Origin of the sequence: Nostoc sp. (assembly GCF_036917975.1) — a bacterium.
Lineage (GTDB): Bacteria > Cyanobacteriota > Cyanobacteriia > Cyanobacteriales > Nostocaceae > Nostoc.
On sequence record NZ_JBALEJ010000059.1, the window covers coordinates 1 to 14,160 of the forward strand.

Sequence of the window (14,160 nt, forward strand, 5' to 3'; positions counted from 1 at the left end):
GGGCTATTTTACCTTCAAATCTTGCACCGGAATATACTTCTTTGGTCTGATAATCTAGATACTGCAACCTTGTCTTTCTTTTTCAGCAACCCCTAATTAGTGATTCAGTAGTCACACCACCAGAATTTGCTGATGGTTTCAGCGAGAAGTTAGTCACCTTACCCCACAGCTATCAAGTTAACGATCATCAACAAGCGATCGCTTCTACCCCTGTGACTCGTTCTGAGTATGCTTTACCAGAGTCGGGTTTTGTCTTTTGCTGCTTCAATAACAACTATAAAATTGAACCGCAGATTTTCGATATTTGGATGAGGATTCTCGCCGCAGTTCCAGGAAGTGTGCTGTGGTTACTTGTCAGATTCCCTATTGCCGAGGATAATCTTAAAAGAGAAGCTCAAGCTAGGGGAATTAATAGCGATCGCTTAATTTTTGCCCAATATCACTCCAAAGCAGAACATTTAGCCAGACATCAATTAGCAGACTTATTTCTAGATACCTTTTATTGTAATGCTCACACTACTGCTAGTGATGCTTTATGGGCAGGTTTACCAATTATTACCTGTCTAGGAAAAACCTTTGCTTCTCGTGTTGCTGCTAGTTTGCTAACAGCAGTTGGTTTACCAGAGTTAATCACTAATAACTTAGAGCAATATGAGCAATTAGCCATATATTTAGCTCATTCTCCTACAGCATTGCAGGAAATCAAACAGAAATTAGCACAAAATCGTACCACTTACCCACTGTTTGATACACCACGTTTCACCCGCAATCTTGAACTTGCCTACCGTGTTATGTGGGATATCTACGCTGCTGGGAAATCACCGCAAGCCATAGAGTTAAAAAGTGAAAAGTAAAAACAACAAAGATCCCCGACTTCTTGAAGAAGTCGGGGATCTTTTTGTTCATAACTATTTTTTAAATGCTATATCAGCACCTACGAATTATCATCTTTACGCTTATCGTAAGGCTCACCTGTAAAAGGTTGTATCCCAGTAGCAGGATAAGCATCATCCGTAGGGCCAAAAATCCGCATCGCAGCTTCAGAAATATACTGGGTTATGTTAGCAATGATTTTGGCAATAGCCATAATATTTGACTCCTTTTTTTGAGTCTATTTAATTGTGATGCTTCCACTCTAACGCTAATATTCTTGGTTCGCTAAAATTCTCAATATATTGAGAATATATGCAATGTTTATTTAGATAACTTCGCAATACTTTAGCTTCTCAAAAAGCCAAACTTTCCTCTTCGATTCTAATTGTAACATAGTTATTTCTTCAACCCTAGTCGGGGAAAGAGGCTGGCAAACAAACTTTCTCTGACAGAATCTTGTTTTTTCATTAGCCGCCCGATCTGATTAACATTATTGCTAGCTATTACTATTAAAAAATATTAAGTATTTGATAAAGTTAGTATTAATTTGACTATGAATCTGCCTTTTGACAGGGATCTCAGAAAATATACTTGCTGGTAGTTGACATTATTTATGGTAAATATTACCATAAATGAAAGAAGCATCTTGTAAGGAAGCTCTTGCATGACAACTTTGCCAGATTTGAATTATGTACATAAACAGCAAAGCCAGCAGAACCAGGAATTAAACCTTTCTGCGGATGAGTACAGCTTGCTGACCGACCTTTACCAGTTAACAATGGCAGCTTGTTACACAGGTGAAGGTATAGAACAACGACGGGCAAGCTTTGAATTGTTTGTCAGACGATTGCCAGAGGGTTTTGGTTATTTAATTGCAATGGGGCTGACCCAGGCATTGGAATATTTAGCCAAAATCCGCTTTAGTTCGGCGCAAATTGCAGCATTACAAGCAACGGGAATTTTTGTTCACGCAGGCGATCGCTTTTGGTCACTTTTAGCTGAGGGAAAGTTTACGGGTGATGTTTGGGCAGTACCAGAAGGGACGGCTGTATTTGCCAATCAACCACTGTTGCGGGTGGAAGCACCCCTGTGGCAAGCCCAACTAGTAGAAACTTACCTTTTAAATACGATTAATTACCAGACTTTGATTGCTACAAAAGCAGCCCGGTTGCGGGATATTGCGGGGGAATCAGCAACACTTTTAGAATTTGGCACAAGACGAGCATTTAGTCCCCAAGGGTCTTTGTGGGCGGCGCGGGCGGCTTTGGCAGGTGGTTTAGATGCCACCTCCAATGTGTTAGCAGCGCTACAACTGGGACAACAACCAAGTGGTACGATGGCACACGCCCTGGTGATGGCGTTGTCAGCAATAGAAGGCACTGAAGAACAAGCCTTTAGTGCATTTCATCGATATTTTCCGGGTGCGCCGTTGCTGATTGATACTTACGATACCATTGCTGCTGCCCAGCGCTTGGCTGAAAAAGTAAATTCCGGGGAAATGCAATTGACAGGAGTGCGATTGGACTCAGGAGATTTAGTTACCTTATCAAAACAGGTGCGATCGCTCCTTCCCGGTGTGCCAATTTTTGCTAGTGGCGACTTGGATGAGTGGGAAATTGCCAGATTAAAAGCTGCTGGGGCGCAAATTGATGGTTACGGACTGGGAACGCGATTAGTTACAGGTTCGCCTGTCAATGGAGTTTATAAACTTGTAGACATTGATGGCATCCCAGTGATGAAGCAGTCTAGTGGTAAAGTTACTTATCCAGGACGCAAGCAGATTTTTCGCTCGTTTACGGGAGGTAAGGTAAAAGCAGACAGGTTGGGGCTTTTAGGTGAAAGTTCTGTGGAAGAAGAACCTTTGTTGCAGTTGGTAGTGCAAGAAGGTGAACGGGTGCAACCGTTGGAGTCGTTGGCAACAATTCGTCAGCGTACCGCCGCCTCAGTTGCTAGTTTGCCACAGGAGACACGGCGTTTGGATCATCCGGTGGGGGTGCAAGTGGAGATTTCTGCCGCACTGCAACAGTTAACGGAGGAAACTAAGAAACGAACCGCAGAGGCGCTGAGTACACAGAGATAAAAGTACTTTTTGAGTCTGTCTTAATTACGAATTACGAATTACGAATTACGAATTATTATGAGAGTTGCTTTGTTTGGTACTAGTGCCGATCCACCAACTGCGGGACATCAAAAAATTCTGAGTTGGCTGTCTGAGGGTTATGATTGGGTAGCGGTTTGGGCCGCGGATAATCCATTTAAGTCCCATCAAACACCCTTGGAACATCGGGCGGCAATGTTACGATTGTTGATTGCGGATATAGACGCACCACGGCACAATATTGCTTTGGAACAAGAATTGAGTAGCTTTAGAACACTGGAAACAGTCGAAAAAGCGAAGGTTATTTGGGGTGAGGATGCTGAATTAACAATGATCATTGGTTCAGATTTACTGAGTCAGCTACCACGTTGGTATCGCATTGAAGATTTGTTACAGGAAGTGCAACTACTGATTGTACCGCGACCCGGATATGCAATAGATAAATCTAGTTCAGAGGTAGTGCAAAAGCTGGGAGGGAAGATGGCGATCGCTAGTCTGACCGGTCTAGATGTTTCCTCAACAGCGTACCGCGAACATGGAGATTCTCAAGCCCTCATAGCCCCTGTAGTTGCCTATATTAATCGAGAGCATTTGTACGAATGCCAGGACGTTCACAAAAAAAGATACCAACTCCGTTAAACCAACAACCTTTGGCCGATTTCAAGGTTGGTGTTGATAATGTAATTTTTTCTGTAGATACTGTACAAAATCGGCTGTTAGTTCTATTAGTAATGCGACAGCAAGAACCATTTTTAAATCATTGGAGTCTTCCCGGTACTTTGGTACGTCCTGGAGAGTCTTTAGAAGATGCTGCCTATCGCATTATGGCGGAGAAAATTAAGGTCAATAATCTCTACTTAGAACAACTGTATACCTTTGGCGGGCCGAATCGCGATCCACGGGAAGCAACTGATAGTTATGGCGTGCGTTATCTATCAGTTAGTTACTTTGCCCTAGTGCGATTTGAAGAAGCCGAATTAATTGCCGATCGCATGACTGGTATAGCTTGGTATCCGGTAAAACAAGTGCCGCAACTAGCTTTTGACCATAATGAAATTTTGGCTTATGGCCATAGGCGGTTGCGAAATAAATTAGAGTATAGCCCAGTAGCTTTTGAAGTCTTGCCAGAAATGTTCACCTTGAATGATTTATATCAGTTATACGCCACAGTTTTAGGTGACAATTTTTCCGATTATTCTAATTTTCGGGCGCGTCTACTCAAGTTAGGTTTTTTATGCGATACCGGAATTAAGGTATCACGGGGTGCTGGCCGTCCGGCTAGCTTGTATAAATTCGACGCGGAAGCATTTGCTCCCTTAAAAGATAAACCTTTAGTGTTTATTTAATGCACTGTTACGTAGAGTTAACTGGTTCCCAGCCTCCGGGCTGGGAACGTATTCCGAGAGGCTCTGCCTCTGGTCAAGCCACTGGAGGCAGAGCCTCCGAGGATCGGTTCCCAGCCCGGAGGCTGGGAACGAGGCAAACTTTTGATCTCAAACTCCTAACTCCTAACTCTTAACTAAAATGAAGATTGCGATCGCTCAAATTAATCCTACTATCGGTGATTTGCTTTTAAATGCCCAAAAAATCCTGGAGGCGGCACAAATAGCAGCATCTAGCGGTGCGCGTTTGTTGTTGACACCCGAACTTTCTTTGTGTGGCTATCCACCAAGAGATTTATTACTAAATCCTAGTTTTGTAGAAGCGATGGGCATCACTTTACAAAAGTTAGCTCAAGATTTGCCAGCAAATTTAGCTGTGTTGGTAGGAACTGTTGAACCGAATCTCCAAGCACATATTAGTGGCGGTAAAACTTTATTTAACAGCATAGCTTTGTTAGAGAATGGTAAGGTTGAGCAACTTTTTCACAAGCGACTTTTACCTACTTACGATGTATTTGATGAACGCCGCTATTTTGAAGAAGGCTTACAAGCTAATTATTTCACTCTCGATGATATCCATATTGGCGTAACCATTTGCGAAGATTTATGGAACGATGAGGAATTTTGGGGTAAACGGAGTTATGCAGCAAATCCGATTGCTGACTTAGCAATTTTGGGTGTAGATTTGATTGTAAATTTGTCTGCTTCGCCCTACACGGCTGGCAAGCAGCAGTTTCGTGAAACTATGCTTAGACATAGTGCAGTACGTTTTCAACAACCATTTATTTATGCCAATCAGGTCGGGGGAAATGACGATCTAATTTTTGATGGGCGTAGTTTTGCCTTAAATCGTCAAGGTGAAATTATGTGTCGCGCCCGTGGTTTTGAAACTGATTTATTAGTAGTGGAATTTGACGAGGTGCAACGTGATTTGCAGTTGGGTTCTGTAGAACCGATATATGAATCGGAAGATGAAGAAATTTGGCAAGCTTTAGTTTTGGGAGTGCGAGATTACGCTCGTAAGTGTCGTTTTTCTAAAGTAGTATTGGGTTTAAGTGGCGGGATTGACTCGGCAATAGTAGCTGCGATCGCTACGGCTGCACTTGGTAAAGAAAATGTCCTCGGTGTTCTCATGCCTTCCCCTTACAGTTCCGAGCATTCCATTAGTGATGCTGTGGCATTAGCCGAAAATTTGGGGATTAAGACTAATCTTTTACCAATTGGCGAGTTAATGCAAGGCTTCGATCAAACATTAGGTGAATTGTTTGCAGGTACGGAGTTTGGACTAGCTGAAGAGAATATACAGTCTCGGATTCGCGGTAATTTATTAATGGCGATCGCTAATAAATTTGGCTATCTGCTTTTATCTACCGGTAACAAGTCAGAAATGGCTGTGGGTTACTGTACCCTCTACGGCGACATGAATGGCGGGTTAGCGGTGATTGCAGATGTTCCGAAAACCCGTGTGTATTCACTTTGCCAATGGTTAAATCGCAATAATGAAATCATCCCGCAAAACGTCTTAACTAAACCACCCAGCGCCGAACTCAAACCGGGTCAAGTGGATCAAGATTCTCTACCGCCTTACGAAATTTTGGACGATATTTTGCAACGCCTAATTCACAACCACCAATCAGCAGCGCAAATTGTCGCAGCCGGTTACGATGCGGTGATTGTAGATAGAGTAATCCAAATGGTAGCGCGGGCTGAATTTAAACGGCGACAAGCACCCCCCGGCTTAAAAATCACCGATCGCGCCTTTGGAACAGGTTGGCGAATGCCAATTGCTAGTAACTGGGTTGGTGTCAAAAATGCTTACCAGGCTAAAAGCATAGCTACACCTACCTCAATACTGCTCGGTTAAGGAATTTCTTGGTTGAGGTAAGCAGTTCTTGAGTTTTGCCTCCCCTCCCTCAAGAGCTTATCCGAGCAGTATTGACATAACTCATGTGGGGTGGGCGTCTCGCCTGCCCAGGCTATATGGCGGGCAAGATGCCCACCCCACAATATTGGATAATTTAATTTCTTGGAGTTCCCTTAATAGCGATCACACCCAGTCTTTTTTTCACTAATGATTCAGGATTGCCGTAGTACTTTTAAATCTGGGTAATCAATTACGAATTACGTAGCTTGCTTCTCGCCGGAGATGAGTATTACGCGAATTATCTTGACACTTGCGCTACGATATCCCCTATTGCTTGCGTGCAATGTATATGAGGAGTAGTGCAGGTCAAACACATGACAGAAGAAATCAATACACAGAATACCCGAAACCTAGTGGCGATCGCTAACCAATTCGCCCAACTGGGGAAGGTTACAGGCGTTAAAGTCTTTGGCAGTGGTAATATAAATGACACCTTTTTAGCAACTCTAGATTCCTCAAAAGAACAACATTTTGTCCTACAACGCATTAACACACAAGTGTTTCGTCAGCCACAACTGATTATGCAGAACATGCGTACTTTCACGGAACATGTTCACAAACGGTTGCATGATACACCCCTTGATCGTCGCTGGGAAGTGCCACGCGTACTGTTAACCAAAGATGCTCAAGACCATTGCAAGGATGCAGATGGCTCCTTTTGGCGGGCAATTAGCTTTATTGAAGGCTCCCAGTCTTTTGATAGTATAGGCGATCGCTCACACGCCAAAGAAATCGGTTATGCCTTGGGGATGTTTCACAATCTCATCAGCGATTTGCCACCAGAAAAACTTGCTGATACTCTCGAAGGGTTCCATATTACACCGCTTTATCTCCAACATTACGAGGAAGTTTTGGCGAAAACTAGCGTGAGTGAATCTACTGAAGTTAATTATTGCTTACAGTTTGTTAGCGATCGCCAAGTCTTTGCACATATCCTAGAAAATGCCAAATCTGAAGGCATTCTACCTCTGCGTCTGATGCACGGCGATCCAAAAATCAATAACGTGATGTTTGACACTGTTACTCAGCAAGCCGTTAGTGTTATAGACCTAGACACAGTTAAACCCGGTCTGGTACATTACGATATTGGTGATTGCCTGCGATCGGGTTGTAATCCGGCTGGTGAAGAAACCGATAATTGGGAAAGTATTTATTTTGATACTGATTTGTGTCAGGAAATTCTACAGGGTTATCTCGCTGTGGCTAAGGCATTTCTGACTGAGAATGATTATGCATATATATATGATGCAATTCGTCTAATTACTTTTGAACTAGGACTGAGATTTTTTGCTGATTATTTAGCAGGGAATATCTACTTTAAAGTGAAGCATCCAGAACATAACTTGGCAAGAGCGATCGTTCAGTTTAAGCTTACCGAAAGTATTGAATCTCAAGAAACGCAGATTCGCAAAATTATCCAAGACATGAAATGAACAACCAGATATTTTCCCTGCAACCTTTCCCTTCTACTGAGTCCTTTCCTAATTTGAAAATTACAGGCAATATCTCCCGGAATGCTAATCAACTTGCCATCGACTACAACCTTGGAGGCGACTTAAAAGAAATTGCAATTTCTTCAGCATCAAATGCACCATCACGCAAGTACGAATTGTGGGAAGACACTTGCTTCGAGTTCTTCCTTGGTATCAAAGATTCTCAACGGTATTGGGAATTTAACCTCTCTCCTGCTGGACACTGGAATGTCTATCGTTTTGATGGGTATCGTCAAGGGATGCAAGAAGAAACAGCCTTTGAAAAGCTACCGTTTAGTGTTCAGAATCAAACCGATGCTTTGGTACTGGCGTTAGATGTCGATTTGGATAAAATCGTTTCGGTAAATCAAGCCATTGAAGTTGGCATTACTACCGTTATTAAACATAGAGATGGCGAGGTAACTTACTGGGCGTTAACTCATCAAAGCGCGGAGGCTGACTTTCATCTACGAGACGGTTTTATTATTGAGTTGTGAGATGTGCTTGCTGCTACCAATATGCCAGAACAATAAACCAGCAAATAAGTCACTCATTTGGATGAGAAACAAATCACCCGTTTGGGTGAGTTAATTGTATAAGTTAATTTCTATAAATATAAATTAAGAGGAATCTATTAGTAGAAACTATTGATTCTACTTCCCTCTAGTTAAGGAGTAGGTTATGAAATTAACAACATTGATAAATTCCACAGTGATCATTGCTTCTCTTGCGCTCACATCTGGTATTGCTAGCGCTCAAACAGCCGCAAACAACAATACAAGTACTGGTGCCACTACTGGGAAACCAATAAACACAGCAGTTAATCCTGATGCATTAGGCAGTAATTACACCAATGTTGGCTATATTCAACCCTTTAATCTTGTTAATCTTGCTTACCAAGGTGGTTTTAAAGAGCAAGGAATTCCTAGTGGAGGAACTTTGATTTCTGAAGGACAGCGCGGAAATATTACTCCGAAAGATTTAGTAAAAGCTGCGATCAAAGCTCACAAGTTACCGGCACAAGTTTTAAACAATCAAGCTTACATAGGCGCTGTTAGCTCACAATTGGAGACATTAACCGGAGCAAATTATCCTGGATAAGTACAGCTTTGTCTATGGCTCTTTGTAAGTTTGTAATTTGATGCAACACAAGTTAACCTTTTCTTTGAAATTTCCCTGCAAGCTGAAATAACCCCTGTACATTTAAGGTATGGGGGTTTTAGATTAGACATCTCCAGAAATTAAATATGCGTTATCCAAAACCCTTGTAGAGACGTAGCAGTGCTACGTCTCTACATTCATTTTCGGAGATGTCTATTAGGTTCTTCGGCTATTTATATTAAGTAAGAACATTACGTGCCTGCTATCTTAATCGAATTATGCCATTCGACAGTTGAGTAACGGGAGCATCCCAAATGTGCAAGTTATATCAAACTCAGGTTACAAATTGTCATTGCGTACTCCTTCGGAGAACCCGCAGGGTACGCAACGTAGTGGAGTGAAGCAATCCCATATCTTGCGATTGCTTCACTACGCTATCGCTTCGTTCGCAATGACAAACATGTTCTTGCAAAATTGGGATGCTCCCTGAGTAACAGCGATCGCATCCTATGTGAGTTGTGAAAATTGTAACCCACACTGGCTGTTAACTGCCTCAACATTGTTAGTTCAATTGTTTTAAACTTGAATTAACTAGCCATCGCCAAGAGTTAATAGAGGTGGCTTCATAAATGGGTGTGTCTTTTACTCCTGATACCAAATGAAGAGGCGCTAAACCATATTTAAGTACAAGGAAGAAAACGAACCGCAAAGGACAGAAAGAAAGAAAGAAAGAAAGAAAGAAAGAAAGAAATATCGTGGATACTGGATAAGTCTTAGAAAATAGCGATCGCTACATCTAAAACGTGACGATTTTACGCAAAGTTATACTTAGTGAGACAATTGTGCTTTCAGATGGTCTGCCAATCTGATTGCCAAGGCAACAATGGTGAGCGTAGGATTAGCATAGCCTCCTGTAGGGAAAACAGAGCTACCTGTCATGAATAAATTAGAAATGCCGTGAACTTGACAATTTGCATCGACTACTCCTTGTTTTGGGTCATGATTCATACGCGTTGTTCCCATATTATGATGGGTACTCAGTGAAGCAACTGGACGATCTCCATCTAATTCAATCTGCAACTCACCCAGACCGACACTAGCAAACTCTTGTGCAAATACTAACTGCGATCGCTTCACACTGCAAATATCTATTTCGCCCCAATGATTAATTAATTTTGCTTGAGGACAGCCAAGTTTATCTAGTTGATTACTGAGTGTCACCCGATTATTTGGATTTGGTGTTTGTTCGGTTTGGCTGAGAACTTCAAACTTTGTATATTTCTGTTCATTACCTTCATGGTCAGACCATCCTCCATGACTCAAATCAGGAAATAAATATTCTTTTTTGACATTATACTTATACCAATCAGCTACTAAATCATCAAGATTTGTAATGACTTTTTGTAAATGTTGAAGAACATTCTTAGGTAACTGTCTTTGCCGAAGTGAAGAGAATAAAATTTTTGCAGAAGCCTTTGCAGGCGATCTAAATCTTTCATCTCTGGGATATAACAACGCGGTCATATTTAGTAATTTTTCGCGGCGCATCACTTGTTCAGTTAGGGCAAATTTCCCCATGACTGTGACATTATTAACCCGGCGTAAGTCATACAAAGCCATCGAATTAAAGATTTTGCGATTTTGCGGAACAAGCATACCACAACGGATAAAAGGATGATCCATAAAGAATCTACCTACTAAATCATGTTGATTGCCTAATCCATTCTTTTGAATTTTGTTTGATAGTAATAATAAACGTGCATTCTCAATACCACCTGTGCCTAAAATAAATATTTTGGCAGCTACCCAAAATTTATTACCAGATAAACAAGCTACTTGTACGCGTTTCACCGTTTGGGCTGCTTCGTCGGCCTCAATTTCTACTACGTTGGCGTTCAGGAATGTGGTGATATTAGGAGATTGATTAATTTGGTGACGATATTCATTGGTGAAAATATCGCGTGGGCCAAACTGAAACATACTAGTAGTAACTCGGTCACTTGTGAAATGTGTCCGGGGAGATTGAGCATTTTCCCAAGCCTCGGCTTCATAAGCAAAGGAACCGAGTTTACAGACTGCTTGAGCGCGTTCATAAAATGGATTCAGATGAGATTTCTCAAAAGGCCAACCACTATATGGAACCCAATCTCTTTTTTCAAAATCTATTTCGTCTAATGGCACATGCCTCAGACCAAGTTGATTTTTATTAATTTCAATATTCCAGACATTCGCCAATCCACCAAATTGACGATGGCGCATATCTTGCAGTGGTGGAAAAGGATCTCCAACGGTTTCGCCTTCACCAAGAGATGCAGTCTCTTGATTAAATTCAATATCACCACTTTCTAGTAAGCAAACTCGAAAGTCTTGCCCAATTAGTTCTCGTGCAAGTGTAATTCCTGCTGGGCCAGCACCAACTATACAAACTTCGGTATTGATAATTTCATCTATTGGCACTTTGCGGCTATCAATCAACATTAATTTAATTCCTTTTAATCTAATTTATTTAGGACTTACGGAAAAGCGAACCACAGAGGACGCAGAGAACACGGAGAAACAAGAGTCTGAGAGGTTTTTTGCATAAGTCCTATTATTATTTGTAACCACAGATGTATACAGATAATTAATCGATGTAAATCTGTGGTTTCATTTTTATAAAATTGACTTTTGCAAGAAGTTTACTGTTTTATTCAGCCTATGAAATGCTTGGGATTGCAGAACGAATTGCATTAATAAAATTTTGGGCATAATTCTGTGTTGAGAAATCGAGGGCGCGTTGTCTGGCAGCTATTCCCGCACTTCGGGCAAATTCTTGCTCGTCAAGATAGCGGAGAATTGCGATCGCTAATTGATCCGCATCGCCGTAAGGTGTTAATAGTCCATTCATGCCATCGGTAATAATCTCTGTCGGCCCGCCTGCACTGCCAGCAATTACAGGTTTACCCAATGCCATCGCCTCAATAATCACAATCCCAAAGGGTTCTTTATCTGACGCATGAACGAATACATCCATCGCCTGCACCCACTCCGGGATATTACGCTGTAGTCCAGCCATAATTACTTGGTCTTTTAAGCCTAAAGCGGTGATTTCAGCTTTTAAGAAGTCCTCATAATCCGGTTCTAAATCGTGCTTACCGCCAACCACCACACAATGGGCATCGGGATACTTCTGTAAAATTTTGGGCATCGCTTGCACCAGTACGTGCATTCCCTTCCATCGTTGCAATCGTCCTACAATTCCAATCAATGGCCCGTGTAAAGGTAAGCCTAGTTTCCGCCGTGCTTCTTCTGGAGTTGGTAAAGCATTAGGCTCAAATCGGTCTAATGCGACACCAGGATAAACCAGAGGCGTTGGTCTGTGGGGCCAAATCTCTGCCTGTGCTTGCTTGCCATCTTGCGAAAGGGTGATAATTGCACGGGCTGGAATTAAAGTAGCAATTCGTACTAACCAAGTTTTATCAGTAGGTACTTCTAGTTGATACCACACAGCAGGTAAGCCCGCCAGCATAGCCGCCAAACCTCCTGATATATGCGTGATCCACATCCAATTGACAATTATATCTGCACGTTCGCGGCGTGCGATCGCAGCTATCCGCAAAACAGCACCAATAAAACGGTGGATTTGGCGTAAACGTCCACTTTCCACAACTCGCGCATCAATACCGAGAGACTTTACTTGTTCGACCATTGGGCCGTTTTCTAAAAATATCACCAGCCACTCGACACCAGCATTACGTCCCTGCTGCACCAAATCCCAAAGCATCATTTCACCGCCGCCTCGTTGCTCGGCCAGTGGCATTACAATAATTACTTTCATAATCTATAAGAGTCCTATTTAAGTTGTAAGATTTATCAAATTCTCGACTTCTTAGAGAAGTCGGGGATCTTTAGGATTGCTATAGTACTTATGTCCTGCCATCGCCATAGCTAAAAATCCCCAAAGAATCATCCCGGCTACGCTCAACATACCGCTACCGATAACTAGCTGTGAAGCGGAACTGATACCAATGGCACGGGCAGCACTGATAAAGCTATCAAAACGGCCTTCACCATAACTGCTAACACTAACAATTAACAAAATTAATCCACCCATATAAAAGATGGCTCCAAACCAGCCAAGGGTGAAAAACATATCTAAAATGCCACTATCAATTACCACCACTTCAATTTGACCAGTTTTTTCGTTGACTTTCCAGATATTTCCTAAGCCGTTACCTAAACCATTAGAAAGGGCTAAACCAAGGTTTTTGTCATAACTTCCCGATCTATCTTTAAAGCTACCATCTTCTTGAAGATTAGAAAAAGTTTCCAAACGGGTTGCTACAACTCCAGCAATTGGCTCAATAGTTGTCAACGGCACAACGCAAATTGCCATAACCACAATTATGGTAATTAAGCGCATTTGAATTTTGGCTTTGACTGAACCCATAATCATAATTATTCCAAATAACCAGCCTCCCCAATTAGTCCGTGCTTGTGTCAATAAAAAAGATAAGTAACCAACAGCTGAAGCCGGAAAAATTAAGTTTCCTGAACTGGTAAATAACAACAGTAACCCAGCCTGCATAACAGAACCAAAGGGGCCGACTGAGTGTAATGTACTCCAGACGCGCATCCCAAAAGGTACAGGATTTCCAGAACTCATGAATAGTTTTGATTGTATTAGCCAGTACCTATCCCACTCAGGAGCTACCACGAATTGATATACGCCATAAGTTCCTAAAATCAACACACACCAGAGAAATGTTCGCTGAAAGTTTTGGCGATAGCTGGGATAATCTCGCCAGTTAATAAATAAGTGAAAAGCGAAGATAATCGGACTGAGCCAATCCATTAACCCCCGTGCTACAGGGATAGGTGGGTTATAAACCAGACCGATGAGAAAGCCATAAAACACTCCGATAAAAGCCAAAACAAACGGCAAAGCCCCTTGCCGAGAAGCGCGGGGAAAGTGTCGGAAGAATGTTGCTATGGTGACAAACACTACCAAGTAAGGTGCTATCAGCATTTGACGAGTAGCGTCCCAACCCACTCGATAGTCAACTAAGCGCGTAGCTAAAGGTGTGAGAAACCAAATCCACCAGGTAAAGCTGATATAGAGAATGGGATGGCGCAAGTATAAAAATATGCCTACTGCTAAAGCTGTCACCGGGTAAATTAGGCGCAATGCGGCAGTAGCACCAGCAAAATAGCAAACTACAGTTAGTAGTATAAAACCTGCGATCGCCATCCACCCCTGTTGCGATCGCTCTTCGGGAGAATAGTTTTCTTGTAAAAAACTATTGAAAAGTATCTGCTTAGAATTCATTC

At 42.1% G+C, this 14,160-nt stretch carries 13 protein-coding genes; 9 read left to right on the forward strand and 4 right to left on the reverse strand.

Annotation, left to right across the window (positions count from 1 at the left end):
• The first annotated feature begins 212 nt into the window (after positions 1-212).
• Entirely contained in the window at positions 213-854 is a 642-nt protein-coding gene (locus V7K76_RS23840; protein ID WP_334778161.1) for an O-linked N-acetylglucosamine transferase, SPINDLY family protein, read from the forward strand.
• An 80-nt stretch (positions 855-934) separates the two neighbouring features.
• Here the strand turns inward: V7K76_RS23840 and V7K76_RS23845 are convergent, their stop codons facing one another.
• Positions 935-1,087 (reverse strand): hypothetical protein, encoded by a 153-nt coding sequence (locus V7K76_RS23845; RefSeq protein ID WP_334778160.1) that lies wholly within the window; start codon positions 1,085-1,087, stop codon positions 935-937.
• A gap of 450 nt (positions 1,088-1,537) precedes the next feature.
• On the opposite strand from V7K76_RS23845, the gene V7K76_RS23850 reads away from it, so the two are divergent.
• The 8 genes from V7K76_RS23850 (at position 1,538) to V7K76_RS23885 (ending at position 8,850) form a co-directional block, all read left to right on the forward strand.
• Positions 1,538-2,953, forward strand: a complete 1,416-nt coding sequence (locus V7K76_RS23850) for a nicotinate phosphoribosyltransferase (protein ID WP_334951339.1) — start codon at positions 1,538-1,540, stop codon at positions 2,951-2,953.
• Positions 2,954-3,010: 57 nt separating this feature from the next.
• Positions 3,011-3,610 (forward strand): nicotinate-nucleotide adenylyltransferase, encoded by a 600-nt coding sequence (locus V7K76_RS23855; protein WP_334778157.1) that lies wholly within the window; start codon positions 3,011-3,013, stop codon positions 3,608-3,610.
• Positions 3,571-4,317 (forward strand): NUDIX hydrolase, encoded by a 747-nt coding sequence (locus V7K76_RS23860; protein WP_012411955.1) that lies wholly within the window; start codon positions 3,571-3,573, stop codon positions 4,315-4,317. Before V7K76_RS23855 ends, V7K76_RS23860 begins: the two co-directional genes overlap by 40 nt.
• Positions 4,317-4,490 carry a hypothetical protein gene (locus V7K76_RS23865; RefSeq protein ID WP_334778156.1) on the forward strand — a complete coding sequence of 58 codons (174 nt, stop codon included), beginning with the start codon at positions 4,317-4,319 and terminating at the stop codon, positions 4,488-4,490. The genes V7K76_RS23860 and V7K76_RS23865 overlap by 1 nt, the downstream gene beginning before the upstream one ends.
• Positions 4,491-4,495: 5 nt before the next feature.
• Entirely contained in the window at positions 4,496-6,217 is a 1,722-nt protein-coding gene (locus V7K76_RS23870) for an NAD+ synthase (protein WP_334778155.1), read from the forward strand.
• Between the two features lie 374 nt (positions 6,218-6,591).
• Positions 6,592-7,710 (forward strand): phosphotransferase enzyme family protein, encoded by a 1,119-nt coding sequence (locus V7K76_RS23875; protein WP_334951336.1) that lies wholly within the window; start codon positions 6,592-6,594, stop codon positions 7,708-7,710.
• Complete coding sequence (locus V7K76_RS23880; protein WP_334951334.1) at positions 7,707-8,246, forward strand: DOMON-like domain-containing protein; 540 nt, start codon at positions 7,707-7,709, stop codon at positions 8,244-8,246. Before V7K76_RS23875 ends, V7K76_RS23880 begins: the two co-directional genes overlap by 4 nt.
• A 184-nt stretch (positions 8,247-8,430) precedes the next feature.
• On the forward strand, positions 8,431-8,850 hold the full coding sequence (locus V7K76_RS23885) for a hypothetical protein (protein WP_334951332.1): 420 nt from the start codon (positions 8,431-8,433) through the stop codon (positions 8,848-8,850).
• Between the two features lie 828 nt (positions 8,851-9,678).
• Here the strand turns inward: V7K76_RS23885 and V7K76_RS23890 are convergent.
• From V7K76_RS23890 to V7K76_RS23900, 3 genes are all read right to left on the reverse strand, one after another.
• Positions 9,679-11,328, reverse strand: coding sequence for a GMC family oxidoreductase (locus tag V7K76_RS23890; RefSeq protein WP_334778150.1), 1,650 nt, complete (start codon positions 11,326-11,328; stop codon positions 9,679-9,681).
• Positions 11,329-11,545: 217 nt separating this feature from the next.
• Positions 11,546-12,667, reverse strand: a complete 1,122-nt coding sequence (locus V7K76_RS23895) for a glycosyltransferase family 4 protein (protein WP_334778149.1) — start codon at positions 12,665-12,667, stop codon at positions 11,546-11,548.
• A gap of 51 nt (positions 12,668-12,718) precedes the next feature.
• Positions 12,719-14,158, reverse strand: coding sequence for an O-antigen ligase domain-containing protein (locus V7K76_RS23900; protein WP_334778148.1), 1,440 nt, complete (start codon positions 14,156-14,158; stop codon positions 12,719-12,721).
• Positions 14,159-14,160 lie beyond the last annotated feature (2 nt).

What these genes read in the sequence shown, in the direction of transcription:
- V7K76_RS23895 (WP_334778149.1), bottom strand. Translation starts at nt 12,667, where the DNA reads ATGAAAGTAATTATTGTAATGCCACTGGCCGAGCAACGAGGCGGCGGT.
- V7K76_RS23875 (WP_334951336.1), top strand. Translation starts at nt 6,592, where the DNA reads ATGACAGAAGAAATCAATACACAGAATACCCGAAACCTAGTGGCGATC.
- V7K76_RS23880 (WP_334951334.1), top strand. Translation starts at nt 7,707, where the DNA reads ATGAACAACCAGATATTTTCCCTGCAACCTTTCCCTTCTACTGAGTCC.
- V7K76_RS23890 (WP_334778150.1), bottom strand. Translation starts at nt 11,328, where the DNA reads ATGTTGATTGATAGCCGCAAAGTGCCAATAGATGAAATTATCAATACC.
- V7K76_RS23845 (WP_334778160.1), bottom strand. Translation starts at nt 1,087, where the DNA reads ATGGCTATTGCCAAAATCATTGCTAACATAACCCAGTATATTTCTGAA.
- V7K76_RS23865 (WP_334778156.1), top strand. Translation starts at nt 4,317, where the DNA reads ATGCACTGTTACGTAGAGTTAACTGGTTCCCAGCCTCCGGGCTGGGAA.
- V7K76_RS23900 (WP_334778148.1), bottom strand. Translation starts at nt 14,158, where the DNA reads ATGAATTCTAAGCAGATACTTTTCAATAGTTTTTTACAAGAAAACTAT.
- V7K76_RS23850 (WP_334951339.1), top strand. Translation starts at nt 1,538, where the DNA reads ATGACAACTTTGCCAGATTTGAATTATGTACATAAACAGCAAAGCCAG.
- V7K76_RS23870 (WP_334778155.1), top strand. Translation starts at nt 4,496, where the DNA reads ATGAAGATTGCGATCGCTCAAATTAATCCTACTATCGGTGATTTGCTT.
- V7K76_RS23855 (WP_334778157.1), top strand. Translation starts at nt 3,011, where the DNA reads ATGAGAGTTGCTTTGTTTGGTACTAGTGCCGATCCACCAACTGCGGGA.
- V7K76_RS23860 (WP_012411955.1), top strand. Translation starts at nt 3,571, where the DNA reads ATGCCAGGACGTTCACAAAAAAAGATACCAACTCCGTTAAACCAACAA.
- V7K76_RS23885 (WP_334951332.1), top strand. Translation starts at nt 8,431, where the DNA reads ATGAAATTAACAACATTGATAAATTCCACAGTGATCATTGCTTCTCTT.